The sequence below is a fragment of the Lentzea sp. JNUCC 0626 genome (assembly GCF_043632865.1).
In the GTDB taxonomy this organism is placed as follows: domain Bacteria; phylum Actinomycetota; class Actinomycetes; order Mycobacteriales; family Pseudonocardiaceae; genus Lentzea.
In genome coordinates this window covers 6,248,078-6,274,223 of record NZ_CP171635.1, presented here as the reverse complement: position 1 = coordinate 6,274,223, position 26,146 = coordinate 6,248,078, and the positions used below count along the sequence as shown (strand labels likewise).

Here is a 26,146-nt window from a genome sequence, read left to right as displayed (position 1 = left end):
TCAAGCTGTGGAAACGTTGCGCACCGGCCGCAGGCACTCGTCGACGAACCGACTCGTGCCCGATGCCAGCCGCAGGGTCTGTTCGTCGAAGAACGACGCTGCCGCGTGCCCCGGCCAGTCCGGTGGCAACAGTTCAGCAGGAAGACCGGGATCGCGGAACAGGAACTTCCGCCACGCGTGCAGGAGCTGCTGCGAGGCCGCGAACGCCGCCGCGTCGTCCGTTTCGTCCACATCGGACACGACCTCGTGCCAGTGCGCGACGAAACCGGCGTAGTCGCGGCCCAGTTCGGCGAGGTCCCAGGCCTTCGCCGCGAGGTCGGCGTCGCCACCGTCGTGTGAACCGTGAAAAGTTCGTGCCGGGACGCTCTCGGCGGCCAGCACGTCGGCCAGTTCGGGGGACGGCCGGGGCGCGATCCACGTCACAGGACCGAGCGCGCCGTAGCCCAGCAGTTGCAGTTCGGACGCCAGGTGGTCGCGCGAGTCACGGCCCGGCATCTCCTCCAACACGACGACGTGCCAGCGACCGTCCCAGGTGGACGGCCCGGTGCGGTAGATGCGGGCGGCGGCCTCGTCCAGACGGCGTTCCCCGCGAGGTGTCATCGCGTATCCGGGCCCGTCAGGGAGCCGCGTCGGCTGCAACCAGCCCTGCCGGACGGTGCGCGAGACGGCGGTGCGGACGGCGGGCGCGGCGAAACCGAGGGGCTCCAGCAACCGGACGAGCGCGGCGATGGTGGCAGCGCCACCGCGGTCGCGCAGGTGGCCGCCGTAGACGTCGAAGAGCGCGGAACGGGCTCGCACCCGGCCCAGTCTGTCACGCCCGCCACGAGGTCGTGCGGGGTCGCGGTGATCGCGGCGGCCGTCGCCCCGTCGTGACCTTCCTCGGGCGGAATCGCCCGGCACGATCTTCGGAACGGATAGTGTTGTGGTGTCGTGGATACAGGTGTTGATCAGGCACAAGTCAAGATCGACAACCGTCACCCGGACTCGCCAAAAGATCGGTTCGGTTTCGCCCCTGAGTCGCGATAGGGGAGAATGGAGCAGATCCGGCCTGGCCGGACGGGGAAGATGTTGACGGAGGGAGCACGCGATGGCGGCCATGAAGCCCCGGACCGGCGACGGTCCCCTTGAGGTCACCAAGGAGGGGCGCGGCATCGTCATGCGCGTGCCGCTTGAGGGTGGTGGGCGCCTTGTCGTCGAGATGTCGGCAGACGAGGCAAGCGCCTTGGGCGACGCGCTGAAGGCCGCCGCCGGCTGAGGCACCCCGGCGAGGAGCTGTCGAGCCCCGGTTTCCACAGTGGAGACCGGGGCATCGCTTCGTTCTCGCAGGGTCGTGACGGGGGCGGAGGCCGGCGGTCACCACGCCGGGGTGAGAATGAACGGTCGTTAATGCGTTAGGGGAGGTCCAGTCGTGGCGTCGACGGTGCCGTCAGTGCCGAGCAAGCTCGTGGACGTCGAGGTGGCCACCACCTCGCGCCGCGCCGTTCCGCAGGTCGTGCTCACGGCCACGGGACCGGCGCTGGGACCGGGCGGCGACGGCATCGACGTCTCCGACCTCACCGGCAAGGCGGGCGAGACGGTCCGCCACGACGAGGCCTGGACGCTCGGCGTCGGCACCGGCTCGCTCGCGGACTACCGCGCGGCCGGTGCGTCGCTGGTGCGCGCGCTGAGCGGCGAGGACGCCCCCAAGACCGCCGACGTGCTGCTGACCCCGGACTTCGACGGCGACAAGGTGCGGGCGTTCGTGCTCGGCGCGGCGCTCGGCGGCTACCGGTTCAAGGTCACCGCCGAGGAGGCCCCGAAGCGGGTCGGCTCGCTGCGGCTCGTCACCGGCGACACCGGGTTCGAGGAGGTGCTGACGTCGGCCGCGCTGAAGGCCCACGCGCTCGCCACCGCCACCTCGCTCGCCCGTGACCTCGCCAACACGCCGTCCAACGTCAAGGACCCGCGCTGGCTCGCCACCACGGCCGCGAAGCTCGCGGACAAGGTCGACGGCCTGACCGCGACCGTGCGGGACGAGAAGTGGCTGGCGCAGCAGGGCTTCGGCGGGGTGCTCGCGGTCGGCAGCGGCTCGGCCCGCCCGCCGCGGTTCATCGAACTCACCTACGGCACGACCGGGCCGCACCTGGTGTTCGTCGGCAAGGGCATCACGTTCGACACCGGCGGCATCTCGGTGAAGCCCGCGGACGGCATGCACCTCATGCGCACCGACATGGCCGGTGGCGGCGCGGTGATCTCCGCGCTGCTCGCCGTGGCCCGTCGCCAGTTGCCGATCCGGGTCACCGGGCTCGTGCCGTGCGCCGAGAACCACGTGGGCGCGAACTCCTACCGGCCCGGCGACGTCGTGCGGCACTACGGCGGCAAGACGACCGAGGTGCAGAACACCGACGCCGAGGGCCGCATGGTGCTCGCCGACGCGATGGCGTACGCGGTGAAGAACCTCAAGCCCGACCTGATCGTGGACGTGGCGACGCTGACCGGGGCCATGAAGGTGTCGCTCGGCCTGCGCACCGGCGCGGTGTTCAGCGCGTCCGACGAGCTCGCGGCCGAGGTCGTCGAGGCGGGCGCGGGCGTCGGCGAGAAGTGGTGGCGGATGCCGTTGCTGGAGGAGCACGTCGGTGCCGTCGCCAGCGAGATCGCGGACTACAAGCAGTGCCCGCCCGGACCGGGTGGCATCACGGCGGCACTGTTCCTGCAGAAGTTCGCGGGGGACGTGCCGTGGGCGCACCTCGACATCGCCGGCCCGGCGCGGTCGGAGAAGGTCTACGACGAGGTCGTCGCGGGTGCGACGGGCTTCGGCGCACGCACGCTGGTCCAGTTGGCTGAAAAATATTCGCGTTAACCTACGAACGGGCCATACGAGACGGTGGCGTTCCACGGCATGATGTGAGCTCCTTCACAACGCCGTAGAGGAGCTCCCTGTGTTACTCCGCCTGGCCCTCGCCGTCTCGTTGGTCATAGCGTCGTTATCCCCCGCCACGGCCGCGACGCCGTGGTGGGAACCGGTGGCGCGGCCCGCCCCGGACTCGCAGATCAACGTGACCGGAGAGCCGTTCAAGGGCGTCGACGGGCAGGGCAGGGTGCGCGGGTTCGTCGACGCGCACAACCACCTCATGACCAACGAGGGCTTCGGCGGCAAGCTGATCTGCGGCAAGCCGTTCTCCGAGCAGGGCATCGCGGACGCGCTGAAGGACTGCTCGGAGCACCACCCGGCAGGCCTCGGCGCGATCTTCGAGGCGATCGTGACCGGTGACTTCGACGGCCACGACCCGGTGGGCTGGCCGACGTTCAAGGACTGGCCGTCCTCGACGACGGTCTCGCACCAGCAGAACTACTACGCCTGGCTGGAACGGGCGTGGCGCGGCGGCCAGCGCGTGCTGGTGCAGGACCTGACGAGCAACGCGACGTTGTGCGTGATCCACCCGTTCAAGGACAAGCCCTGCGACGAGATGCAGTCCGTCCGGTTGCAGGCGCAGCGCACCTACGAGATGCAGACGTTCATCGACAAGATGTTCGGTGGCGCGGGCAAGGGCTGGTTCCGCATCGTCACGTCCGCCGAGCAGGCGCGGGACGTGATCACCCAGGGCAAGCTCGCGGTCGTGCTCGGCATCGAGACCTCGGAGATCTTCGGCTGCCGGACGTTCCTCGACATCCCGCTGTGCAACAGGTCCGACATCGACCGCGGCCTCGACGAGATGTACGCGCTCGGGGTGCGCAGCGCGTTCCTGTGCCACAAGTTCGACAACGCCCTGTGCGGCGTCCGGTTCGACTCGGGCACGCAGGGCGGCGTGATCAACGCGGGCCAGTTCCTGCGCACCGGCCAGTGGTGGCAGACCGAGGTCTGCAAGGGCCCGCAGCAGGACAACCCGATCGGCACGGTCGGCCCGAACGCGCTGATCCCCGCCTCCGCCGTGGCGCCCGCCTACGACCCGGCCAAGCGCTGCAACGTGCGCGGGCTGACGTCGCTCGGCGAGTACGCGGTGCAGGCGATGATGAAGCGGCACATGATGATCGAGATCGACCACATGAGCGTGAAGGCGGCCGGTCGGACGTTGGAGCTGGCTGCTCAGGCGAAGTACCCCGGCATCGTGTCCAGCCACAGCTGGATGGACGCCCAGTGGACCGAGCAGGTCTACTCGCTCGGCGGGTTCGTCGCGGGCTACGAGAACTCGCCCGAGGGCTACGTGTCCCAGGCGGCGGCCGCGGAACCGTTGCGGCGCAAGTACGACGTGGGCATCGGGTTCGGTTCCGACTACAACGGCGTGGGGTCGCACCCGGCACCGCAGACCGGCGTGACCTACCCGTTCCGCAGCTACCCGGACGGGCCGCTGGTGGACCGGCAGCGGACCGGCGAGCGGGTGTGGGACATCAACGTGGACGGTGGCGCGCACATCGGGCTGCTGCCGGACTGGGTGGAGAAGGTGCGCCAGCTCGGCGGTGACCAGCTGGTGCAGGACATGCTGAGCGGGGCGGAGTCGTACCTGCGGACGTGGCAGCGGTCGCAGACCTGGAGCCGGTGAGCCGGCGCACGACGGTTCAGCGGTAGACAGTTCAGCGTTCGACGCCGTGGATCTTCAGGGCGTGATCCCGGAAGGCCCTGACCGCGGGCGGCAGCGGGTTGTCCTTCAACCAGGCCAACCCGAAGATCCGGCCCGTCCGCGGCGTCAGCGGTAGTTCCCGCAGGCCCGGTGGCGGCACGAACTCGGCGTGGGTCAGCAACGCCACGCCGAGTCCGGCCGCCACCAGCCCGCGCACCGTCTCGATCTCCTGGCACTCGAAGACGTAGCGAGGCGTGATGCCTGCGGCAGCGCACATGTCGTCGGTGATCTGGCGCAGGCCGTAGCCGTGTTCGAGGGTGATCAGGTCCTCGTCCGCGATGTCCTCGATCCGCACGGCCTTGCGCGACTCCAGCCGGTGCCCCGCCGGCACCACGACGATCAGCGGCTGCTCGAACACCACGATCGACTCGAACTCCGGCCCGACCGGTGGCGGGGCGACGAGGGCGAGGTCGATCTCGCCGGCGACGAGCTTCTCGACCACGGCGTGGCGGGCGTTCTGCACGAGGCTGAACCGCACGTGCGGGTGTTCGGCGCGGTAGCTGCGCACGAGTTCCGGCACGATCGCGCGGCCGAGCATGTGCAGGAACCCCAGCGCCACGTGGCCCTTCTCGGGGTCGAGCTCCTCCTCGACCTCGCGCAGACCGGGTTCGAGGGCGGCCAGCGACCGGGTGGCGGCCTCGGCCAGCAACCGGCCCGCGCGGGTGAGGCGGACCCGGCGGCCCGTCTTCACCAGCAGCGGCGCGCCGAGCTGCTCGCCGAGTTCGGCGATCCAGCGGCTGACGGTCGGCTGGGGGAGCCCGACGCGTTCTGCGACGCGAGTCACGTGCTCGTCCGCGGCAAGCGCTTTCAGCACCGCCAGCTTCGGGGCCAGGTCCGATTCGTTCATGGATTGATTCTCACGCATTTCCGTATTGGACGTATGGCTTAGCGTCAGATGCGTGACCAGGTTGACCACGTCCATCGCCGCTTCGGGGTTCGCGTGCTTCGCGTTGCTGTACACCCCGCAGGCGGTCATGCCGCAGATCGCGGCGGAGTACGGGCTGGGGCCGAGCGCCGCCTCGCTCGCGCTCTCGGCGGCGACGCTCGCGCTGGCCGCGGTGGTCGTGCCGATCGCGATGCTGTCCGAACGCGTCGGGCGGCGGCCGGTGATCGTGGTCAGCGTCCTGGTGGCGGCGGTGCTCGGGCTGGTGCTGCCGTTCGCGCCCAACTACGAGGTGTTCCTCGCGCTGCGGGTGTTGCAGGGCATCGCGGCCGCCGGCGTGCCCGCCGCGTCCATGGCGTACCTGGCGGACGAGCTGGAGAAGAAGAGCCTCGGTGCCGCGGTGGGCGCGATGATCGCCGGCAACAGCCTCGGCGGCATGACCGGGCGGCTCGTCACGGGCATGACCACGGACTGGCTCGGCTGGCGGCACTCGGTGCTGCTCGCCGGGGCGTTCGGGCTGGTGGCGGCGTTGATCGTGGTGTTCCTGCTGCCCAAGCAGCACGCCCGGCCGAAGCAGGCGCCCAGCGGCATGCGGGCGGCTTTGCGGGACCCCGTGTTGCTCTCGCTGTACGTGGTCGCCGTGCTGCTCGTGGGCGCGTTCATCTCGTTCTACAACGTGGCGGGCTTCCAGCTCAGCGGCCCGGCGTGGCTGGAGACGCTGGTGTTCCTCTTCTACGGCTTCGGCAGCACGGCGGCGGCGGTCGCGGGCAGGATGGCCGACCGCTACGGCCGTGGGCGCGTGCTGCTGCTGTGCATCGGCGTCCTGGCGTTGGGTGCCCTCGCGAGCTTGGTGTGGGTGCCGCTGGGGCTGGCGATCGTCACGGCCGGGTTCTTCGCCTCGCACACCACGGCCAGCGGCTGGGTCGCGGCCAGGGCTCCCTCACACGCCCGCGGCCAGGCGTCCGGGCTCTACCTCGCCGGGTTCTACCTGGGCAGCAGCGTCGGCGGCACGTCCGGCGCCACCTCCTACGAGGAGTGGGGCTGGGGCGGGCTGGTGCTGGTGATCCTCGGCTGGCTCGCGCTCGCCGCGATGCTCGCTCAGAACTCCAGCGCGAGGGTGACCCGCGAGTCGACCGGCGCGATGGTGGTCGTGCCGAGGCGTGGCAGGTCGGGGGCGCCCTCGACCATGCCGACCGACACCGAGCGGGTGTCCGCCGGGATCTCGACGACGACCGCGAACGGCAGCGGGCCGCCGTCGTAGCGGGCGCCGACCTGCCGTGCGGTCGAGCCGTCCGGCAGCGTCACGGTGATCAGGTCCTTGGTGAGCAGGCCGCCCGCCGTGTCCGGCAGGTTGCCGACGGCCTCGACCCGCACCTCCAGCAGCGCCTTGTCCGGTGCGGAGATCGTGGCCACGTCGTACTGGCTCTCGCCGAGCTTGATCGGGCGCTGGCGGCCGAGCCGGACGCCGGTGACCTTCATGCCGAGTTCGCGGTCGCCGAAGCGGATCTTCTGCGTGTGCTCCTGGAACTGGCCGGGCGCGGCGGCGCGCTGCAGCACCGGCGGCGGGGTGTCGGAGCGCTTGCCCGTCTGGACCTCGACCCGCTGTTCCAGCGACTTCGCGCCGAGCGTGCTCAGCACCAGCGACTCGGTGCCCTCCTGCGGGTCCGGCACGGTGAAGACGACGAACACCGAGCCGGTTGCGGGCAGCCGATCGGCCGGGAGGGTCTGCCGCTTGCCCGGCACCTCCAGCGAGAGTTCCGACGGCTGCGGGGCGAACCCCTGCCAGTTGGTGCGGGTGAAGCCGCTGTCGGTCTCGTTGAACTTCTCGACCTTCATCCGGATGACGCGCAGCTTCGACCCGGCCTCGGCGCGGACGGTGCCCTCGGACGTGTACCAGATGTCCGGGTTGGCCCAGCCGGTCACGGCGACGCCGAGCAGGTCGTCGCGGAGCTTCACGTCGGCGTTGCCGAGGCCCAGGTCGACGTTGTTGCGCTTGCCGTCGTCGGGCAGCACGGCGAGGAAGTCGCGTCCGGCGGTCATGTCCTGCTGCTTCGACGGGTCGAACTCCTTGCCGTCGGTGCGCACGAGGGTGCCGCCGGGGTTGCTCCGGTTGCCCTTCTCCGGCACCTGCGGCGACTGCACCTCGTAACGGACCTCGTCATCCGTCTTGGTGACTTCCTTCAGCGGCACGGGCACCCAGTCGGTGCCGGCACCGGTGCCGGGGACCTGGACGGGCCCGCACCACAGCCGCTTGTCGACCTCGGACTCGACGCCCGTCTTCGCGAACCAGCAGCTGACCGCGGCCGCGCCCGCCCGTGCCACGTAGCCGTACTCCAGCGTGTACGCGAGCTGGGCCTCGGCGCTCGCCTGCAGGTCAGGGGCGTCGGCGAGCTTCTTGCCGTCGATCGTGACCTGGATGGACGCAGGCTGCGACGCGGGTGCTGATGTGGCGCATCCGGTCGCTGCCAGGAGGACCGTCAGACCCAGCACCGCACAACGCACAGTCCTCGCGCCCCTCACCAGTTGAAACCGAAACGTCACTACTGGTTAAAGGCGGTGCTCACTCTTCAGGGTTGCCCTGGAAGAGTGTGTCTCAGATCACACTGCGGTACACCTCGACGGTCTGCGCGGCCATCGTCGACCACGAGAAGTCCTGCTCAGCCCGTGCGCGCCCGGCCACTCCGAAGCGCTGCGCCCGTGCGGGGTCTGTGACGAGTTCGTTGATCGATTCGGCGAGCTGGTGTCGATATGTCGACAAATCATGTTCGTCGTAGTGGACGAGCAGACCCGTCTCGCCGTGCACGACGACCTCGGGGATGCCGCCGACGTCGCTCGCGACGACCGCCGTGCCGCACGCCATCGCCTCCAGGTTCACGATGCCGAGCGGTTCGTAGACCGACGGGCACACGAACACCGTCGCGTGGCTGAGGATCTGCCGCACCTCGGCGGGCTGGAGCATCTTCTGGATCCAGAACACGCCCGCCCGCGTCTCCGCGAGTGCGCTGACCGCCGTCCGGATCTCCTCGGCGATCTCCGGCGTGTCCGGTGCCCCCGCGCACAGCACGATCTGCGCTTCGGGGTCGATCTCGTGCGCGGCGGCGACGAGATGGCTCAAACCTTTTTGGCGGGTGATCCTTCCCACGAAGGCCACGATCGGCTTCGTGGGATCGATTCCACGAGACGTCAGCGCGTCCGTTTCCTGAACGGGCCGGTACGCGTTGCTGTCGATTCCGTTGCGCACGACGTGCACCTTGGCGGGGTCGAGCGCGGGATAGGCGTCGAGCACGTCGGCCCGCATTCCGTCGCTCACGGCGATGACCGCGTCGGCGTGTTCGTAGGCCGTGCGCTCCGCCCAGGACGAGATCCGGTACCCGCCACCGAGCTGCTCGGCCTTCCACGGACGACGCGGTTCGAGCGAGTGCGCGGTCACCACGTGCGGGATGCCGTGCAGGAGTTTGCCCAGGTGACCGCCCATGTTGGCGTACCAGGTGTGCGAGTGCACGAGGTTCGCCGCGGAGATCGCGGCGGCCATCTCGAGGTCGACCGCGAGGGTCGTCAGGGCCGCGTTGGCCTGCTCGAGACTGTGCGGGGCGTTGTGGGCCGTGGCGTCGGATCTGGGCGCACCGAAGCAGTGCACGTCGACGTCCACGAGCTCGCGAAGATGGGGCACGAGGAATCCCACGTGCACGCCAGCTCCACCGTAAACCTCCGGCGGGTACTCCCGGGTCAGCAGCGCAACTCGCACGCACTCACCGTAGATCACTCGCGTAGGTGTTGGGACTGGCCACTTTGCGTCTGGTTCGAGAACGATCGCACGGATAGGGTCACATGCTGTGAAGGGGCAGCCGCACGTTCTCGGAATTGTGCTTGCCGGTGGTGAAGGCAAGCGCCTATGGCCGCTGACGGCCGACCGCGCGAAACCGGCTGTGCCCTTCGGGGGCAACTACCGGCTGGTCGACTTCGTGCTGTCGAATCTGGTCAACGCGGGCCTCGCCAGGCTCTGCGTGCTGACGCAGTACAAGTCGCACTCACTGGACCGCCACATCTCGACGACGTGGCGCCTGTCCAATGTGCTCGGTCAGTACGTGACCCCGGTCCCGGCGCAGCAACGCCTGGGCCCGCGCTGGTACACGGGCTCGGCCGACGCGATCTTCCAGTCCTTGAACCTGGTCCACGACGAGAAGCCCGACCACGTGGTCATCTTCGGCGCCGACCACGTGTACCGGATGGACCCCGGCCAGATGATCGCGCAGCACATCGAGTCGGGCGCGGCCGTCACCGTGGCCGGCATCCGGGTGCCGCGGGCCGAGGCCAAGGCGTTCGGGTGCATCGACTCGGACGCGTCGGGGAAGATCACCCGGTTCCTGGAGAAGCCGTCCGAGCCGCCGCACGTGCCGGACGACCCCGAAGTGACTTTCGCTTCGATGGGCAACTACGTCTTCACGACGGAGGCGTTGCTGGACGCTCTTCGTGGGGATGCGTTGAACCCCGACTCCGACCACGACATGGGTGGCGACATCATCCCCATGCTGGTGGACCGGGGGAAGGCGCACGTCTACGACTTCCAGGACAACGTCGTGCCCGGCGCTACGGATCGGGACCGCGGGTACTGGCGTGACGTGGGGACGATCGACGCCTACTACGACGCGCACATGGACCTGGTTTCGGTCCATCCGATCTTCAACCTGTACAACCAGTTGTGGCCTATTCGGACGGCTACGCCGCCGTTGCCGCCGGCCAAGTTCATCGCCGGTGGTTCTGCCGAGGACTCGATGGTGGGGCCCGGGTCGATCATCTCCGGGAAGATCCACGGGTCGGTGATCTCGTCCGATGTGACTGTTGAAGTCGGGTCGGTGGTGCAGGGGTCCGTGTTGTTGCCCGGGGTTCGGATCGGCAAGGGCGCTGTGGTTCGGCGGGCCATTTTGGACAAGAACGTTGTTGTGCCAGATGGGGCGTTGATCGGTGTGGACGCGCCGATGGATCGGGAGCGGTACACGGTGTCCGCTGGTGGGGTGACTGTGTTGGGGAAGGGTGTTCGGGCTTACTGACCGGGCCTGTCGCGCTGTCCGTAGGTGGTCGCCCTGTCCGTAGGTGGTCGCCTTGCGGGCGGCCACCTTGCGTTGCGTGCTTTCCCTGGGGGCTCTGCCCCCAGACCCCCGGCAATCTGATCAGGGGGCCAGCGCTGCCTGCGGGTTGATGGCACGCCTGTTGCTTAGAGCGGCTGCCTGTTTCGTAGTTTGGTTGCGTTGGCGGTGGGGTCCCATCACAAGCCGCACCAAGAGCGGGCCACATGCCTGGAGGGGTGTCAAACCGCCGAAAAGCGTGGCGGTTTGACACCCCTCCAGGCATGCAGCAAGAGCTGTGGCGCGACTCGTGATGGGACCCCACCGCCGAAGCCTCTTGGCTCAAAGCCAAGAGCACCTCGGCTTCGCCGTCGGGTCGGCTCGCCTTCGGCTTCGCGTTGTCAGGGACGTCGGGCGGCGACCAGCAGGCCGTCGCCCAGCGGGAGGATCACCGGCACCAGGCGGTCGTCCTCCTTCACCAGGCGCGCGATGTCCCTCATCGTCTGCGTCGACTCGTCCCGTGCCGACGGGTCCACGACCGAGCCGTGCCACAGGACGTTGTCGAACGCGATGACGCCGCCCGGTCGCAGCATGCGGACGCCGTGTTCGAGGTACTGCGGGTACTCGGGCTTGTGGGCGTCCACGAACACGAGGTCGTAGGCCGCGTCGGTGAGACGAGGCAGGACGTCGAGTGCCTGGCCCATGATCAGGCGGGTGCGCGAGGGGGAGATGCCTGCCGCGGCGTAGGCCTGGCGGGCTGCTCGCTGGTGCTCGGAGGCCACGTCTATCGAGGTCAGGATGCCGGATTGCGGCATGCCCGCCAGGAGGTAGAGGCCGCTGGTGCCCGCTCCGGTGCCGATCTCCACCACCGCGCGGGCCTGGAGTGCGGTCGCGAGGAACCGCAGGGCGGCGCCTCCGCCCGCGCCGATGGGCACGCAGCCCAGTTCCTCGCCGCGTGCACGTGCGGCCAGGTGCACGTCGTCCTCGGGGAGGTACTGCTCGACGTACTCCCGCAGGGCCGATTCCGTGGTCACGGTCTAGCAGGTTAGTGCCAACTGTGCCCAAAACGGGTGAACGCGGCCCGAACCGAGATTCTCAGGGTGCTCTCAGCCAGTTCTCACGATCGTTTAAACCGGGCAGGAGAAGGTACAGAAGCAAGAAGCCAGGCTCTAGTCGGGAACAAGCCGGACCCGTCGCCCGTTGAGCCGCATAAGGGTCGCCGGGCGGCCCACATGGAGGTGCCGAAACACCTGATGCGCACGCAGTCGAGTTCAGCTGAGGCCGTCGCTCCCATCGAGACGGCTGACTGGACGCCGCCCTCGTGGGACTCCATCGTCCGCGAGCACGCGGACAGGGTCTACCGGCTCGCGTACCGTCTGACCGGCAACCAGCACGACGCCGAGGACCTCACGCAGGAGACGTTCATCCGCGTGTTCCGCTCGTTGGCGTCGTACAAGCCGGGCACCTTCGAGGGGTGGCTGCACCGCATCACCACCAACCTCTTCCTCGACATGGCACGCAGGCGTTCGCGCGTGCGCATGGAGGCGCTGCCCGAGGACAACGACCGCCTCGAGGGTGACGACCTGTCCCCCGAGGAAATCTACGACGAGAACCACCTCGACCCCGATCTGCAGGCCGCGCTGGACGAGCTCCCGCCGGAGTTCCGCGCCGCGGTCGTGCTCTGTGACGTGGAAGGTCTCTCCTACGAGGAGATCGGCGCCACGCTCGGGGTGAAGATGGGTACCGTGAGGAGTCGGATCCATCGGGGCCGCCAGGCTCTGAAGGTCGCTCTCGAGCGCCGTCGTCAGGAATCGTTGCTGGAGGACTCTGCATGACCGACCTCCGTGGTTGGGGCCTTCCTGAGGGGCACCTCGCGCTGGACGCGGTGGTGGCGTTCGTGGACGGGGAGCTTTCCTCGACCGCCCACGAACGAGCTGCCGCGCACATCCAGCGTTGCGGGTTCTGCGCCTTCGAGACCTTCACGCAGCAGCAGGCGCGCGCGGCCGTGCGCACCGCTTCGGCGCCCACGGCGCCGGCGTCGTTGCTCGACAGGCTCGGTGCGATCCCCCAGGAAGTCGAGCTGCCGTCCGCTCCGGACGGGCTCGCGATCACGGAAGACGGCCAGTTCGTCGCCGTTCAGCGCACGGACAAGCCCGCGTTCGGCACGGGTCCGGTGCTCGGGTCTTCGAGACCGTTGGGCAGCAACGGCTGGTTCAGCGGCCGTCGCGCCCGCCAGGGAGCCGGGGTCGTCGTGAGCGGCATGCTGCTCGGTGCCCTCGCGTTCACCACGCCCGACAGCAGCGACGCGCCCGCGCCTGCTCCGGCACCGCAGAACGTCGGCGCGGTCTTCGCGACCACCCCCTGACAGCCATTTCACTGTTCGTGAGGCACGCTGTAGTTCAGCACTCCTGAGCGAAAAACCGGGGAGAGATGAGCCAGCAGTCGCCCAACGGCCAGACGTCCACACCCGTTTCCGGAGTGGACGACGGAGCGCACCGCAGGCTCCGGCCACGGCCCCTGGTGCAGCCGCCGGTCGACCCCGCGTACGCCACGGCCTTCGGTCGCCCGGACGGCGTCGACAGCGCGTTCGCCGCCCGCGACGTGCCCGTCACGCAGGTCGAGTCCGCGCCGCCCCCTCCCGAGTCCCTCGTGACGGCGTTCGGCCGCCAGGGCTCCTCCGAACTGCTCCAGCGCCCGCCGCAGCCCACCTCCGACCCGGACCCGGACATCGACCCGGTGTTCTGGGGCGACAAGCCCGCGGGTGACCCGTGGCGCGACCCGACGTCCGGCGCCGTGATCGGCCCGCCCGCCGTCGGTGAGGACCCGCCTGGCGAACCTGAGCGCAAGCCAGAACCCGGCCCGCAGCTGAGCATCCCGGAGCTGCTCTTCGGCCGCCGCGTGAAGCCGACGGCCATGGCGTTGCTGCTGACCGTTGCCCTGGTGCTCGGCGCCCTCGGTGGCCTGGTCGGCTGGCTGATCGGCCGCGCCGGCAACCCGCTCACCGACTCGACGGTCACCCTGGCCGAGGTCGAACAGGGCAAGGAACGCCCCGCGGGTTCCATCTCGGACATCGCGAAGCGCGTCACCCCGAGCGTCGTCTCGATCGAGTTCAAGGGCGCCAACGTCGCGGGCGTCGGCTCCGGCGTCGTCATCGAGGGCGGCGGCTACATCCTGACCAACGACCACGTCGTCGCCCCGGCCGCGCAGGACTCGTCCGCGAAGCTCAGCGCCGTCTTCACCGACGGCACCCGAGCCGCCGCGCGCGTCGTCGGCCGCGACCCGAAGACCGACCTGGCCGTCATCAAGGTCGAGGTCACCAACCCGACGGTCCTGCAGTTCGGCAACTCCGACGAACTCCAGGTCGGCGACAGCGTGATCGCCATCGGCTCGCCCCTCCAACTCTCCAACACCGTCACCGAGGGCATCGTCTCCGCCCTGCACCGCCCGGTCACCGCGGCGGGAGAGAACGGCGGCCCCCAGGTCACCTACGACGCGATCCAGACCGACGCCGCCATCAACCCGGGCAACTCGGGCGGCGCGCTGGTCGACTCGCGCGGCGCACTGATCGGCATCAACTCGTCGATCCGCACCGAAACCGGCGGCTCCGTGGGCCTCGGCTTCGCGATCTCCGGCAACCAGGCCCGCAAGATCAGCCAGGAGCTGATCCGCAACGGCTCCGTGAAGCACGCGGACATGAACGTCAACGTGAAGTCGGTGTCCGCGGAGACCTCCGAGGGCGCCCAGGTGCAGAACGTCCCGGCAGGCGGCGCCGCGGCGGCCGCCGGCATCCAGGAGGGCGACGTCATCACCAGGGTCGGCAACCGCATGGTCCGCAACGCCGCCGAACTGGTCGTTGCGGTCCGCGAGCACGAAATCGGTCAAACGGTGCAGGTAACGCTTGCGCGCCAGGGCCGTGAGCTCAAACTCGACGTGACACTCAAGAGCGACTGACAAGTAGGCTGGGACCCGTGTTCGACAGCATCGGATGGGTAGAGATCCTCATCATCGTCGTCGCGGGTCTCTTCATCCTGGGGCCCGAACGCCTGCCATCGGCCGCGGCCTGGCTGGGCAAGACAGTGCGTCAGGTGCGCGAGTACGCAACCGGCGCGCGCGAACAGCTCAAGCAGGAGATGGGCCCGGAGTTCGAGTCGCTCCGCAAGCCCCTCGAGGACCTGCGGGAACTGCGCAACTTCGACCCGAAGCGCGCGGTGACCAAGCACCTGTTCGAGGACCCGGAGCCCACGACGAAGTCGAACGGCTACCCGACGCCCTCGACCCCGCCCGCCGCGGAGCAGCGGCCGCTGGGGCCTGGGGAGCGGCCGCCTTACGACCCGGACGCGACCTGAGCGAAGGCCGCTGACGCGAGCGCTAGGGCTGCGGACCACGAGGCAGCCGAGCGCGAGGCAGCCAAGAGCTCATTAGCCGAGAGCTCGGTAAGCAGTGGCTTGAGGAGAACGCAGCCGCAGGCCAGGCCGTGTGAGCGCAAGCATCGCGATGGCGCAGCCGAGCCCACCCAAGACTCAACGGCAATGCCGAAGGCGAGCCGACCGTCTTGGCTGGATCGATCAGCCGGTGTGGTGACGTACCAGCACAAACCCAGCCACGCACGCGTGGGATTGGGGCTTGACTTTGGGTGCGAGGTGCTACGCCTGTCTGGGATCGGCCGGGCGCTTTTCAGCCCGGCCTTTCCGGTCCGACCAGCGCCTCGCAAGGGCCCCGAAGTCAAGCCCCAATCCCTATCGTCGCGAAGCGGCGATGAAATGACCCGGCTCGTCGAAGTTCTTTGCGCGCCAACAAGACCACTCGCCCAAGGCGAGCCGAACCGTCAGCGACCAGCAGGCGAAACGTTCAACAACCGCCCAGCCAGCCCACGCGACCGAACCGAAAGCTTCGTGGCGATCCCGGTCAACACCTGAGCCGCAGCCGACTCCGGCACCGCCTGAACGATCGGCGTCCCCGAATCCCCGTTCTCCCGCAACCGAGGATCCAACGGCACCTGCCCGAGCAACGGCACGTCCGACCCGATGGCCTTGGTCAGCGACTCCGCGACGGCCGTGCCGCCCCCGGTCCCGAAGACCTCCATGCGCGAGCCGTCGGGCATCTCCAGCCACGACATGTTCTCGATGACCCCGGCCACCCGCTGCCGCGTCTGCAGAGCGATCGACCCGGCCCGCTCGGCCACCTCCGCCGCAGCCTGCTGAGGCGTGGTCACCACGAGGATCTCGGCGTTCGGCACCAGCTGTGCGACGGAGATCGCGATGTCGCCGGTGCCGGGCGGCAGGTCGATCAGCAGCACGTCCAGGTCGCCCCAGAACACGTCGGCCAGGAACTGCTGCAACGCGCGGTGCAGCATCGGCCCGCGCCACACCACGGGGGTGTTGCCCGGGGTGAACATGCCGATCGAGATGACCTTCACGCCGTGCGACTGCGGCGGCATGATCATCTTCTCTACCTGGGTGGGACGGCCGTCGGCGCCCAGCATGCGGGGGATCGAGTGCCCGTAGATGTCCGCGTCGACGATGCCGACCGACAGGCCCCGCGCCGCCATCGCCACGGCCAGGTTCACGGTGACCGAGGACTTGCCGACGCCGCCCTTGCCCGATGCCACGCAGTACACGCGGGTCAGCGACCCGGGCTGGGCGAACGGGATGACCGGCTCTTCGGTGCCGCCGCGCAGCGTCTTCCGCAGTTCGGTGCGCTGGGCGTCGCTCATCACGTCGAGGTCGACGCGCACGGACGCGACGCCTTCCAGCGCCGACACGGCCGCGGTGACGTCGGCGGTGATCTTGTCGCGCATCGGGCAGCCCGCGACGGTCAGGAACACCCCGACGACCACGGCGCCGTCCGTGCCGACCTCGACGTCCTTGACCATGCCGATCTCGGTGATCGGGCGGCGGATTTCAGGGTCCTGCACCCCGGCGAGCGCCTTGCGGACGTCCTCGACGGTGGGGCGGGGCTGCGTGGTGGTCACCGATCCATGCTACGTCCGGTTCGTGCCCGTCCTACCGGCCGGTCACTTTGCAGCACAGGGCCAGGTCGTAGCCACGGGGGCGCTGTCCGTAACATCGACGTCCGTGCCGGAATCGGGTAGTTCCCGGTTGCCCACCCGTGTCGAGCTCGGGGTGTGGCGATCGTTCCTCCGCGCGCATGCACGGATCACGAGGGTCCTCGAGGCCGAACTGATTGCTGAGCAGCGCCTATCGCTCGCGGCGTACGACGTGCTGGTTCAACTGGCCGAGACGCCTTCCATGCGCATGCGCATGACCGAACTGGCCGATGCCGTCCTGCTGTCCCGCTCTGGCGTGACCCGCCTCGTGGACCGTTTGGAACGTGCTGGTCTTGTCGGACGCGAACGCGCCGACGGTGATGGACGCGGCATCGTGGCCGTGCTCACACCCCTTGGCGCTGAGCGTCTGCGCAGTGCCTCCGCCACCCACCTCGCCGGCGTCGCCGAGCACTTCGGGGAGAGCTTCGGCCCCGGTGAGCTCGAGGCGTTCGGCCGCACGTGCGACCGCCTCGCCGCGGACGACGTGTTGCCGTGACCCCATGATCACGGTGGTGGGACTGGTGCACGTCGAGGCTGGCCGCCTCCTCGTTGTGCGCTCACGCAACAAGAAGGCCTTCTACCTTCCCGGCGGCAAGATCGAACCCGGTGAGTCCCTCGTGGACGCCGTGCGCCGGGAGGTCAGGGAAGAACTCGGCGTCGAAATCGACGAACCCTCGCAACTCGAGCGCTACGTCGCCCCGGCGTACGGCGAGGGCGAAGGCGCGATGGTCGACATGACCTGCTTCACGGCCGCCCTCCGAGGCACGCCGCAGCCCACAGGTGAGATCGCCGAACTGACGTACGTGACCCGCGACGAGTACCGGGCGCACGCCGAGACCGCTCCCGCGATCCACGAGGTCCTCGCGGACCTGGTCGCGAGTGGACAGGTCAGGGCCTGACCTTCTTCAGGTTGTTCTGCTCCTTCACGAGCTTCTCCAGCTCACCCCGGATGAAGTCGCGCGTCGCCACCTCACCCAGCGCCAGCCGCACCGCCGCGAGTTCCCGCGCCAGGTACTCGGTGTCCGCCTTGGTCTGCGCGGCTCGCGACCGGTCCTCCTCCAGCGACACCCGGTCCCGGTCGTCCTGCCGGTTCTGCGCGAGCAGGATCAACGGCGCGGCGTAGGCGGCCTGCGTCGAGAACGCCAGGTTGAGCAGGATGAACGGGTACGGGTCCCAGCGCAGCGACACCGCGACGAGGTTCACCACGATCCACGCGACGACGATCAGCGTCTGCCAGAACAGGAACTTGCCGGTGCCGAGGAACCGCGCGAGCCGTTCCGAGAACTGGCCGAACGTGTCGGGGTCGATCGAGAGCCGCCAGCCACGGGGGCCGCGCGGCTGGTCGAGTCTGCGCCGGGGCAGCAGTTCAGGCATGGCTCAGTCCCGTCTCGCGCCAGTTGTCCGGCAGCAGGTGGTCCAGCACGTCGTCCACGGTGACGGCGCCGAGCAGGTGCTCGTCCTCGTCCAGCACCGGGGCGCACACCAGGTTGTAGGTGGCGAAGTAGCGGGTCACGTCGCTCAACGACGCTCCGGGCGACAGGAACGCCATGCTCGTGTCGAGCACTCCGGCGACGAGGTCGAACGGTGGTTCGCGCAGCAGTCGTTGGATGTGGACGCAGCCGAGGTAGCGGCCGGTCGGAGTGGCGGACGGGCTGCGGCAGACGAAGACCATCGACGCCAGCGCGGGCGTGAGGTCGGGATTTCGCACTCGTGCCAACGCTTCCGCGATCGTCGCGTCCGGCGTGAGGATGATCGGCTCCGGCGTCATCAGGCCGCCGGCGGTGTCGAACGAGTACTCCAGCAGGCGCCGGACCGGTTCGGACTCCTCGGGTTCCATCAGTTCGAGCAGCCGGTCCTTGGTGCCCTCGGCCAGTTCGGCGAGCAGGTCGGCCGCGTCGTCCGGGTTCATCGCCTCCAGGATGTCCGCGGCGCGTTCCTCGTCCAGGTGCGAGAGAATGTCCTTCTGGTCCTCTTCGGACAGTTCCTCGATCACGTCGGCGAGCCGCTCGTCGTCCAGCGCGTCGGCGACCTCGTGGCGGCGCTTGGGCGGGAGTTCGTGCAACGCGTGGGCGACGTCGGCCGCGCGCATGCCCTCGAAGACCGCGACGAGTTGTTGCGCGCCCTGCGGCTGGCCCGCGATCTCGTTGACGCTCAGGCCACCGACGTCCTCCCAGCGCCACACCTGCACCGGGCCCTTGAGGCTGAACCGGCCGGTGCGCTCGCGGCCCGCGACGCGCACCATCCGCCAGTCGCGGGTGCGGGTCAGCTCCATCGCGGCGTCGACGACCGCGGCCGTGCCGCTGTCCTCGAGCTGGATCTTGGCGTCGAGCAGTTCGCCGATCACCAGCACCTCGTTGACGCGCTGGTGGAACGGCCGCAGGTTCACCGACCCGGTCGCGAGCGTCACGGCGTTCGGCTCGATCGACGTCAGCCGCAGCATCGGCACGAAGATCCGCCGGCGCGTCACCAGTTCCACGACCATGCCGAGCACCCGCGGCGGCTGCCGGTCGATGCGGAGGCTGATCACCACGTCGCGGGCCTTGCCGATGGGTTCGCCATCGGGGCCGAAGACGGGAAGTCCGGCCAGCTGAGCGATGTAGATCCTGTTCACGGCCACCACGACGACCAGGCTAGATCACGCTCTGGCCGCCCACCCGGCGATCTCGGCGCAGATCACGGTGTCCTCGTCGTCGTCCAGGCACCAGATCCAGTTCGTCACGGCGCGGTGCAGCACCCAGTCCCTGGCCGCTTCGGGGTCCAGCTCGCCCGCGGCGCAGATCGCGTGGAACCGGTCGGCGAGTCCCTTTCGCCCGTCCATCTCGTCGAATCTGTTCCGCAGCAACGGAAGCACGCCGAACTCCGGATCGCCGGACAACGGCTTCGGGTCGATCATCAGCCACGGTTCGCGGGCGCCGCGCAGCACGTTCTCGTAGTGCAGATCCTCGTTGACCAGCGTCGTGCCCATCGGCCGCGTGCCGGCCTCGCGGGCGGCGTCGAGCAGCCTGCGAGGCACCGCCGGGTGATCTTCGAGCTCGCCGGTGAACCGCCGGATCTCGTCCGGCGCCTGGATTCCGCGGTGGCGGCGCATCAGGTCGCCGATCACGCCGATGGCCAGGTCGACCGGTTCGTCGTCCAGCGAGTGCGGTTCGAGGCGTTCCAGCAGCAACGCGCCGAGGTCGCCGTCGTGGTCCAGCAACCGGACCGCGCCGTTGCCGTCGTAGAGCCTCAACGCCAGCGGCTCGTGCTCGGTCTCGGTGTCGACCCAGGTCAGCTTCAGCACGGCCGGGTGCCCGTCGGCCTGGCGCACCGGCAGCACGACCGCGCAGAACCCGTTCATCAGCGGGCCATCCGGCGTCAACCGCCAGCGCGCGCACGCCTTTGTCGCGAGCTTCGGCAACGACGCCGCCCAGGAGGCAGAGCCCTCGCCGAGGCTTTCACCGAAGCCCGCGGGGACGGTGATCACGAGCTGAACTCCAGGCGGTACACGGCTTCCCACTCCGGCTTCGTGTTGAGGCGGGCGGTGCGCAGGGCCTGCGCGGTCTCGTCGTCCGGCTCGGTCAGGTGCGCGACGGCCTGGGCGTCGACGAGGTGCGAGTGCGTGCTGGGGGAGCGCACGGTGACGGTGACCTCGGCGCCGTCGCTCAACGGCGCGGTCGGTTCGGTGCCGCCGGAGATGACCCACAGCGCGTCGGCACGCCAATGCGCGTGGACCAAACGCGGTTCGTGGCCCGGTGAGGTGATCCAGACGGCAGCGGCCTTGCGGAGCGCCGCGTCCAGGATTCGAGTGATCTCCACCGGTTCAGCGTGCCATGGTGCTGTGAAACGGGACTCATGGAACATGCGCCCGGAGTTGATGCGTGCCACTGTGGCGCACATAGTTACCGGCCGGTACGAGGAGGTACTCCAGTGGTCGACCAGCAGCGTCCCCGTCGCTCGTGTCTGGCGGTCCCGGGATCCAGCCAGAAGATGATCGACAAGGCCCGCACGCTGCCGGCGGACCAGGTCTTCCTGGACCTGGAGGACGCCTGCGCCCCGCTGGCCAAGCCGGACGCCCGCAAGACCATCGTCGCCTCGCTCAACGAGGGCGGCTGGGGCGACAAGGCCCGCGTCGTGCGCGTCAACGACTGGACGACGGAGTGGACCTACCGCGACGTCACCGAGGTCGTCGAGGGCGCGGGCGCGAACCTCGACTGCATCATGCTGCCGAAGGTGCAGACGCCCGAGCAGATCGTCGCGCTGGACTTCATGATCACGCAGATCGAGAAGACCATGGGCTACGAGGTGGGCAAGATCGGCATCGAGGCGCAGATCGAGAACGCCCTGGGCCTCAACAACGTCAACGCGATCGCCACCGCGTCCCCGCGCGTCGAGACGATCATCTTCGGCCCGGCGGACTTCATGGCGTCGATCAACATGAAGTCGCTCGTGGTCGGCGAACAGCCGCCCGGCTACGACGTCGGCGACGCCTACCACTACATCCTGATGCGCATCCTGATGGCCGCGCGGGCCCACGACAAGCAGGCCATCGACGGCCCCTACCTGCAGATTCGCGACGTCGACGGCTACAAGCGCGTCGCCGGCCGCTCCGCCGCACTCGGTTTCGACGGCAAGTGGGTGCTGCACCCCGGCCAGATCGACGCGGCCAACGAGGTCTTCAGTCCCAAGCAGGAGGACTACGACCACGCCGAGAACATCCTCGACGCGTACGAGTTCTACACGTCCGAGGCGGGCGGCAAGCGGGGCGCGGTGATGCTCGGCGACGAAATGATCGACGAGGCGTCGCGCAAGATGGCGCTGGTGATCTCCGGCAAGGGCCGTGCCGCGGGCATGGCGCGCGCGAACGTGTGGACGCCGCCGGAGGACTGAAATCCGTTACTGATTGTGCCCTACTTCACCCCAACTGTTACTGGACGTGTTCGACCGTCACAGGTTGCGTTCAAAACGGGTGAAGTGGGGCACAATCCGTGACGAGAGTTTGCGATCATGCCCCGGTGCGGGTGCATGCTCGTCGTCATGTCACGTTCGAGTAACGGCAAGACGAGCAGACGGTTGCGGCTCTTCAAACGTCGCGAGGACGACCTGCTGGAGCGCAGCTTTCGGAGCTGCCCCGGCTGTGCCGCCGACGTCCACGTGTTCGCGGACGTCTGCCGCCACTGCGGTGGCGCGCTGGAGATCGCCCTCGCGGGGTGAGCCCGCGGCTCAGTTGTAGTTGGCGCCGCTGAACACCGCGAGGATCACGAAGAGGTAGAACCCCAGGTAGAGCAGCCAGCCGCCGAGGACGCAGTAGCCGACGATGATGCCGGCGAGCGCCAGGCCGTGACCCTCCTCCTCGCCGCGCTTGATCTTCCCCATCGCGATGTGGCCGAAGACGACGCCCACGATCGACGAGACGCCGCACGTCACGAAGCCCGCGATGGACAGCACCAGCGACACGATCGCGCTCGTCTGCGGCTTGGGCATGGGCGGCGGGTAGCCGTAGCCGTACATCGGCTGGCCGTACGGGCCTGGCTGACCGTAAGCGCCTGGCTGACCGTAGGGCGCTTGTTGGCCGTAAGGCTGCTGCTGGCCGTACGGGTCACCCGGCTGCTTCGGGTTGTAAGGGTCGTAGGTCATCTTGCTCCCCCTGGACGTGTGAGCCGGGATCTTAAGGTCGCGCCCTCGGGTTCGTCGCGCGTGGGTGCGTGATTACACCTGTCAGGGATGCTGTTTCGGTACAGCTGGTTCCAGTGTGTTGTGGAGAGCACACCCCGGTCGCAAACGAGCGTTAACCGGTCCATACTCGCCGGTAACCTCAGCCTTGGAAGGGAAGTGCGATGGCGCGCCTCGCCCAGACCGCGGGTCTCACGGACATCCAGGAAGAAATCCTCGCGACCGTGCGCACGTTCGTGGACAAGGAGATCATTCCGCACGCCCAGACGCTGGAGCACGGCGACACGTACCCCGCCGACATCGTCGACGGCATGAAGGAGATGGGCCTCTTCGGCCTGACGATCCCCGAGGAGTACGGCGGCCTGGGCGAGTCGCTCCTGACGTACGCGCTGGTGGTCGAGCAGATCGCGCGCGGGTGGATGAGCGTCTCCGGCGTCATCAACACCCACTTCATCGTGGCGCACATGCTCAAGCAGCACGGCACGCCCGAGCAGAAGGAGAAGTACCTGCCGCGGATGGCCGCGGGCGAGGTGCGCGGGTCGTTCTCCATGTCCGAGCCCGAACTCGGCTCCGACGTCGCCGCGATCCGCACCCGCGCGGTCAAGGGCTCCGAGGGCGGCTACACCATCAACGGCCAGAAGATGTGGCTGACGAACGGCGGCACGTCCAACCTGACCGCCGTGCTGGTGAAGACCGACGAGGGCGCCGAGAAGCCGCACCAGAACCTCACGACGTTCCTGGTCGAGAAGCCCGAGGGCTACGGCGAGGTCCTGCCCGGTCTCACCATCCCGGGCAAGATCGACAAGATGGGCTACAAGGGCGTCGACACCACCGAGATGGTGTTCGACGGCTTCGAGATCGCCGCGGACCAGGTGCTCGGCGGCGTCACCGGCCAGGGCTTCCGGCACATGATGGACGGCGTCGAGGTGGGCCGCGTGAACGTGGCCGCCCGCGCGTGCGGCATCGCGATCCGCGCGTTCGAGCTCGCGATCGACTACTCGCAGCAGCGCAAGACGTTCGGCAAGGCCATCGCCGAGCACCAGGCCATCGCGTTCAAGCTCGCCGAGATGGCGACGAAGGTCGAGGCCGCGCACCTGATGATGGTGAACGCGGCTCGGTTGAAGGACTCCGGCCAGCGCAACGACGTCGAGGCCGGGATGGCCAAGCTCATCGCCTCGGAGTACTGCGCCGAGGTCACCCAGGAGTCGTTCCGCATTCACGGCGGCTACGGCTACTCCAAGGAGTACGAGATCGAGCGCCTGATGCGCGAGGCCCCGTTCCTGCTGATCGGCGAGGGCACGTCCGAGATCCAGAAGACGATCATCAGTCGCGGCCTGCTCCGCGACTACCAGTCTCGCGGTTAGGCCCTGGACGAAGTTCGCGGTTAACCCGTTAGGGGCCAATCTTTCACGGAACTGGCCTCTAACGGATTTCGCCTGCGGCCCATAAGGTTCGCTCACTTTGAGCACAGATCTGACGCTTCCGAGACCTGTGTCGCCGCCACACGTCGTCCGCCTGGAGCTGGACACGTTCTTCGGCGTCGACCGTCCTGCGCTGGCCGAGTGGTTCGGCGCGCTGTTCACCGACCTGCTCGCCCCGCTGTGCCCCGCCTCGATCGACGAACTCGTGGCGGTGGCGCGCGACTACGACCCCTCTGACACAACGCCCTGGGGCCCGCCCGGATACGCCCGGCTGCGGCTCTCGACGGGCGAGTTCACCCGATCGTCGTGGGCGGCGGCCCTGGACGACCTCCCGTCGTTCCTGCGCGTGCAACTCGTCCAACTCGACGCGCAGGGCCTGCCACTCGTGGAGGACGGCTGGACCGCCGAGGTCCTGCTGAAGGACGACCCGGCGTTCCCGCACCAGATCGTCGTCACGGCCTCGCGGACGTTGTTCGGCGGCTGGATCTCCCACGCCGTGCAGGGGGAGTGGCTGTCGGCGTTCCGCACCGGCGCGTCCCTGGTCCAGGCCTCGGGCGGCTGGATCACGCTCGACCGGGTGGGGGTGCGGACCGCGCACGAGGTGTCCGTCGGCGTCGGCCTGGACGAGTCGCTGTTCATGGCGGCCGAACTGGCCCGCGGCCCGCACTGGGCGACGTTGCTCGGCCCGCGCCAGGTCGCCGCGCTGGGCGGCGTGCAGGAGGTCTGCTCCACGGCGCCCTGTTATTCCGTGGAACACCTCGGCGGCGGCCGCATACTTTTGCAGCTCACCGAGCACCTGGACGAGGTGCCGCCGGACGTCGTGCGGAAGCTGGCCGAGTTCCTGGGCCCGGTCCTGCACTGAGGGGGTGCCCGTGCGTTCCGAGGACGGACTCGTGAACCCGGTGCGACGGCTCGCGCTGCCGGCGCAGGCACAACGCGAGTACCTGGAGTCGATCGGCACCGCGCCGTCCGCCGACGAGCTCGCACTGCAGTTCGACGACGTCAAGCACCACCTGCTGCGCCAGGGTCCCGAGACCGTCGCCGTGGCCGAGCGCATCGACGCCCTGCTGGACGAGATGAGCGGTCCCGGCCCGGTCTGGCACGTCGACGCCCTGGCGGAGTCGCCGCAGTGGGCCGAGGTACGAGGGCTCGCCGCCGAACTCCTGCGCCTGCTGCCCTTCGACGGCGGTCCGCGCCCGCTGGCGCCCTCGGAACGTGCCTTGCTGGCCCGAATCCTCGCCACCGGCGCCCCCGGCCTGCTGGGGCAACTCGACCACGTCCGCGTCCTGAAGCCCTGGTACGAGGGCTCGGCCAGCCTCGACGTCGACACGACCGGCCCGGCCGCCGAGGTGCCCGACGGCGTCCTCCCGATCGACGCCCCGGTGCACGTGGCGGGGGAGTACGTCGGCGAGATCCTGCTGTGGACCGCCGGCGGCAGGCTGTCGGCGATCGAGTACGCCTGGGTCACCGACGAACCGCCCACGCACCTCCCGCCCGCGGACCGGGTGACCACGGGTTGACCGGCGGGATGCGGCTTCGTTTGGGACCCTGTCGTTCGTGAGGCCTTCACCGAAAACCGATGTGCTCGTCGCCGTGGACACCGCCCTGCGCCCGACCGGCTTCGTCCGCCGCGGCCACGCCTGGCTCCAGGAGCGCGGCGACGGCGTGGCGGGCTGGCTCGGTTTCGGCGTGTCCGGCTCCCTCGACCTGACCCCGCTCGTCGGCGTCTGCTTCCGCCGCTACGACGAGGTGTGCCGCGCCCTGGGCGTCGGAATCCCCGCCACGCCCATGATTTCCATGCCGGTGGGAGCGTTGATGGGCGAGAAACCGGTGTGGCACTGGAACTTCCCGCCCGACGGGGATCACGCGGCAGTCGCTTCCGCTTTGGTGGCCTCGATTCTGAAGTTCGGCAAGCCGTACGTCGACAAGTACGCGAAGTGGGAGACGGTGGCGCGTGAGCTCGTCGCGAAGCCCGAGTCGTTGCTCGACTTCGAACGGGCACGCAAGCTCGCGATCATCCACGTGCTGAACGGCAACGCGGGTGCGGCGGGTGAGGTGCTGAAGAAGGAACGCGAGCGGGTGGCGGACAGCCGGGACGTGTACGCGCGGTCGTACCGGGCGTTCGCGCACCGGTTCGAGCTGGCGTTCACGCGCTAGAACAGCTGTCATGGATTCTCGTCGACTCCACGCAGCCGTCCTGAGCCTGCTCGCCGAGTCGCCCTTGACGCGCGACGAGGTGAGGGCCGACGTTCAGGAATCGGTCGCGGCCGGGGAGGTCGAGCTCGCGTTCGACACGATGTGCAGCTGGATCTTCGACGACCCAGCTGGAGATCGAGCACGACTACTACGTGCGGCTGGTCGAGCTGGGCGAGGCGCTGGGTGACACCGAAAGCGCGCCGAGGTTGTCGGAGGTGGTCCGGAACCACGTTTGACCTGTCCAGGGCGCACGCCCGCACCGCTTCGAACCGGTCTTCGCCTCCTAGGATGCG

27 protein-coding genes are annotated in these 26,146 nt (G+C 69.1%); 17 read left to right on the top strand and 10 right to left on the bottom strand.

The window, feature by feature from the left end; genetic code table 11:
• A complete protein-coding gene (locus tag JNUCC0626_RS28370) occupies window positions 1–798 on the bottom strand; it encodes a PaaX family transcriptional regulator (protein ID WP_394613802.1) in 798 nt (265 codons plus the stop codon).
• A 289-nt stretch (window positions 799–1,087) separates the two neighbouring features.
• Here JNUCC0626_RS28370 and JNUCC0626_RS28365 point away from each other — a divergent pair, with 289 nt between their 5' ends.
• From JNUCC0626_RS28365 to JNUCC0626_RS28355, 3 genes are all read left to right on the top strand, one after another.
• On the top strand, window positions 1,088–1,255 hold the full coding sequence (locus JNUCC0626_RS28365; protein ID WP_065914675.1) for a DUF3117 domain-containing protein: 168 nt from the start codon (window positions 1,088–1,090) through the stop codon (window positions 1,253–1,255).
• Window positions 1,256–1,408: 153 nt separating this feature from the next.
• Complete coding sequence (locus JNUCC0626_RS28360; protein WP_394613801.1) at window positions 1,409–2,839, top strand: leucyl aminopeptidase family protein; 1,431 nt, start codon at window positions 1,409–1,411, stop codon at window positions 2,837–2,839.
• Between the two features lie 79 nt (window positions 2,840–2,918).
• Window positions 2,919–4,517 carry a hypothetical protein gene (locus tag JNUCC0626_RS28355; RefSeq protein WP_394613800.1) on the top strand — a complete coding sequence of 533 codons (1,599 nt, stop codon included), beginning with the start codon at window positions 2,919–2,921 and terminating at the stop codon, window positions 4,515–4,517.
• Between the two features lie 31 nt (window positions 4,518–4,548).
• Here the strand turns inward: JNUCC0626_RS28355 and JNUCC0626_RS28350 are convergent, their stop codons facing one another.
• Window positions 4,549–5,442 carry a LysR family transcriptional regulator gene (locus tag JNUCC0626_RS28350; RefSeq protein ID WP_394613799.1) on the bottom strand — a complete coding sequence of 298 codons (894 nt, stop codon included), beginning with the start codon at window positions 5,440–5,442 and terminating at the stop codon, window positions 4,549–4,551.
• A gap of 52 nt (window positions 5,443–5,494) precedes the next feature.
• On the opposite strand from JNUCC0626_RS28350, the gene JNUCC0626_RS28345 reads away from it, so the two are divergent.
• Entirely contained in the window at window positions 5,495–6,739 is a 1,245-nt protein-coding gene (locus JNUCC0626_RS28345; RefSeq protein ID WP_394613798.1) for an MFS transporter, read from the top strand.
• A gap of 1,332 nt (window positions 6,740–8,071) precedes the next feature.
• Here JNUCC0626_RS28345 and glgA read toward each other — a convergent pair.
• Complete coding sequence (glgA, locus tag JNUCC0626_RS28340; RefSeq protein WP_394613797.1) at window positions 8,072–9,223, bottom strand: glycogen synthase; 1,152 nt, start codon at window positions 9,221–9,223, stop codon at window positions 8,072–8,074.
• A gap of 88 nt (window positions 9,224–9,311) precedes the next feature.
• On the opposite strand from glgA, the gene glgC reads away from it, so the two are divergent.
• The gene (gene glgC, locus JNUCC0626_RS28335) at window positions 9,312–10,526 is read left to right on the top strand and encodes a glucose-1-phosphate adenylyltransferase (protein ID WP_394613796.1); all 1,215 of its coding nucleotides are present in this window, start codon (window positions 9,312–9,314) and stop codon (window positions 10,524–10,526) included.
• 416 nt (window positions 10,527–10,942) lie between these two features.
• On the opposite strand, the gene JNUCC0626_RS28330 is transcribed toward glgC, so the two are convergent.
• Window positions 10,943–11,575 (bottom strand): O-methyltransferase, encoded by a 633-nt coding sequence (locus JNUCC0626_RS28330; RefSeq protein WP_394613795.1) that lies wholly within the window; start codon window positions 11,573–11,575, stop codon window positions 10,943–10,945.
• A 198-nt stretch (window positions 11,576–11,773) separates the two neighbouring features.
• Between JNUCC0626_RS28330 and sigE the strand changes: the two genes are divergently transcribed.
• The 4 genes from sigE (at window position 11,774) to tatB (ending at window position 14,887) form a co-directional block, all read left to right on the top strand.
• On the top strand, window positions 11,774–12,376 hold the full coding sequence (gene sigE, locus JNUCC0626_RS28325) for an RNA polymerase sigma factor SigE (RefSeq protein WP_382440275.1): 603 nt from the start codon (window positions 11,774–11,776) through the stop codon (window positions 12,374–12,376).
• Window positions 12,373–12,906, top strand: a complete 534-nt coding sequence (locus JNUCC0626_RS28320) for a zf-HC2 domain-containing protein (RefSeq protein ID WP_394613794.1) — start codon at window positions 12,373–12,375, stop codon at window positions 12,904–12,906. Before sigE ends, JNUCC0626_RS28320 begins: the two co-directional genes overlap by 4 nt.
• A gap of 65 nt (window positions 12,907–12,971) precedes the next feature.
• Entirely contained in the window at window positions 12,972–14,492 is a 1,521-nt protein-coding gene (locus JNUCC0626_RS28315) for a S1C family serine protease (protein ID WP_394613793.1), read from the top strand.
• Window positions 14,493–14,509: 17 nt separating this feature from the next.
• A complete protein-coding gene (gene tatB, locus JNUCC0626_RS28310; RefSeq protein WP_394613792.1) occupies window positions 14,510–14,887 on the top strand; it encodes a Sec-independent protein translocase protein TatB in 378 nt (125 codons plus the stop codon).
• Window positions 14,888–15,366: 479 nt separating this feature from the next.
• Here tatB and JNUCC0626_RS28305 read toward each other — a convergent pair whose 3' ends face one another.
• On the bottom strand, window positions 15,367–16,512 hold the full coding sequence (locus JNUCC0626_RS28305) for an Mrp/NBP35 family ATP-binding protein (protein ID WP_394613791.1): 1,146 nt from the start codon (window positions 16,510–16,512) through the stop codon (window positions 15,367–15,369).
• Between the two features lie 103 nt (window positions 16,513–16,615).
• Between JNUCC0626_RS28305 and JNUCC0626_RS28300 the strand changes: the two genes are divergently transcribed.
• Together JNUCC0626_RS28300 and JNUCC0626_RS28295 are read left to right on the top strand one after the other, a co-directional pair.
• On the top strand, window positions 16,616–17,083 hold the full coding sequence (locus tag JNUCC0626_RS28300) for a MarR family winged helix-turn-helix transcriptional regulator (protein ID WP_355307503.1): 468 nt from the start codon (window positions 16,616–16,618) through the stop codon (window positions 17,081–17,083).
• 4 nt (window positions 17,084–17,087) lie between these two features.
• Window positions 17,088–17,486: an NUDIX hydrolase gene (locus JNUCC0626_RS28295; RefSeq protein ID WP_394613790.1), complete on the top strand. Its 399-nt coding sequence runs from the start codon at window positions 17,088–17,090 to the stop codon at window positions 17,484–17,486.
• On the opposite strand, the gene JNUCC0626_RS28290 is transcribed toward JNUCC0626_RS28295, so the two are convergent.
• Genes JNUCC0626_RS28290 through JNUCC0626_RS28275 form a run of 4 tightly spaced genes read right to left on the bottom strand, consistent with a single transcriptional unit; the run spans window position 17,476 to window position 20,382 of the window.
• Complete coding sequence (locus JNUCC0626_RS28290; protein ID WP_394613789.1) at window positions 17,476–17,961, bottom strand: DUF1003 domain-containing protein; 486 nt, start codon at window positions 17,959–17,961, stop codon at window positions 17,476–17,478. The genes JNUCC0626_RS28295 and JNUCC0626_RS28290 overlap by 11 nt on opposite strands.
• Window positions 17,954–19,207: a magnesium transporter MgtE N-terminal domain-containing protein gene (locus JNUCC0626_RS28285; protein ID WP_394613788.1), complete on the bottom strand. Its 1,254-nt coding sequence runs from the start codon at window positions 19,205–19,207 to the stop codon at window positions 17,954–17,956. Before JNUCC0626_RS28285 ends, JNUCC0626_RS28290 begins: the two co-directional genes overlap by 8 nt.
• Window positions 19,208–19,222: 15 nt before the next feature.
• Window positions 19,223–20,050, bottom strand: coding sequence for an aminoglycoside phosphotransferase family protein (locus tag JNUCC0626_RS28280; protein WP_394613787.1), 828 nt, complete (start codon window positions 20,048–20,050; stop codon window positions 19,223–19,225).
• On the bottom strand, window positions 20,047–20,382 hold the full coding sequence (locus JNUCC0626_RS28275; RefSeq protein WP_394613786.1) for a hypothetical protein: 336 nt from the start codon (window positions 20,380–20,382) through the stop codon (window positions 20,047–20,049). The genes JNUCC0626_RS28280 and JNUCC0626_RS28275 overlap by 4 nt, the downstream gene beginning before the upstream one ends.
• Window positions 20,383–20,493: 111 nt before the next feature.
• On the opposite strand from JNUCC0626_RS28275, the gene JNUCC0626_RS28270 reads away from it, so the two are divergent.
• Together JNUCC0626_RS28270 and JNUCC0626_RS28265 are read left to right on the top strand one after the other, a co-directional pair.
• Window positions 20,494–21,453, top strand: a complete 960-nt coding sequence (locus JNUCC0626_RS28270; protein WP_394613785.1) for an HpcH/HpaI aldolase/citrate lyase family protein — start codon at window positions 20,494–20,496, stop codon at window positions 21,451–21,453.
• A 147-nt stretch (window positions 21,454–21,600) separates the two neighbouring features.
• A complete protein-coding gene (locus tag JNUCC0626_RS28265) occupies window positions 21,601–21,777 on the top strand; it encodes a hypothetical protein (protein WP_285643394.1) in 177 nt (58 codons plus the stop codon).
• 9 nt (window positions 21,778–21,786) lie between these two features.
• On the opposite strand, the gene JNUCC0626_RS28260 is transcribed toward JNUCC0626_RS28265, so the two are convergent.
• A complete protein-coding gene (locus JNUCC0626_RS28260) occupies window positions 21,787–22,200 on the bottom strand; it encodes a DUF4190 domain-containing protein (protein WP_394613784.1) in 414 nt (137 codons plus the stop codon).
• Between the two features lie 200 nt (window positions 22,201–22,400).
• Between JNUCC0626_RS28260 and JNUCC0626_RS28255 the strand changes: the two genes are divergently transcribed.
• The 4 genes from JNUCC0626_RS28255 (at window position 22,401) to JNUCC0626_RS28240 (ending at window position 25,814) form a co-directional block, all read left to right on the top strand.
• Entirely contained in the window at window positions 22,401–23,600 is a 1,200-nt protein-coding gene (locus JNUCC0626_RS28255; RefSeq protein WP_394613783.1) for an acyl-CoA dehydrogenase family protein, read from the top strand.
• A gap of 97 nt (window positions 23,601–23,697) precedes the next feature.
• Entirely contained in the window at window positions 23,698–24,519 is an 822-nt protein-coding gene (locus JNUCC0626_RS28250; RefSeq protein WP_394613782.1) for a hypothetical protein, read from the top strand.
• Window positions 24,520–24,529: 10 nt separating this feature from the next.
• On the top strand, window positions 24,530–25,177 hold the full coding sequence (locus JNUCC0626_RS28245) for a hypothetical protein (protein ID WP_394613781.1): 648 nt from the start codon (window positions 24,530–24,532) through the stop codon (window positions 25,175–25,177).
• A gap of 37 nt (window positions 25,178–25,214) precedes the next feature.
• Window positions 25,215–25,814, top strand: coding sequence for a hypothetical protein (locus JNUCC0626_RS28240; protein ID WP_394613780.1), 600 nt, complete (start codon window positions 25,215–25,217; stop codon window positions 25,812–25,814).
• The last annotated feature ends 332 nt before the right edge of the window (window positions 25,815–26,146 follow it).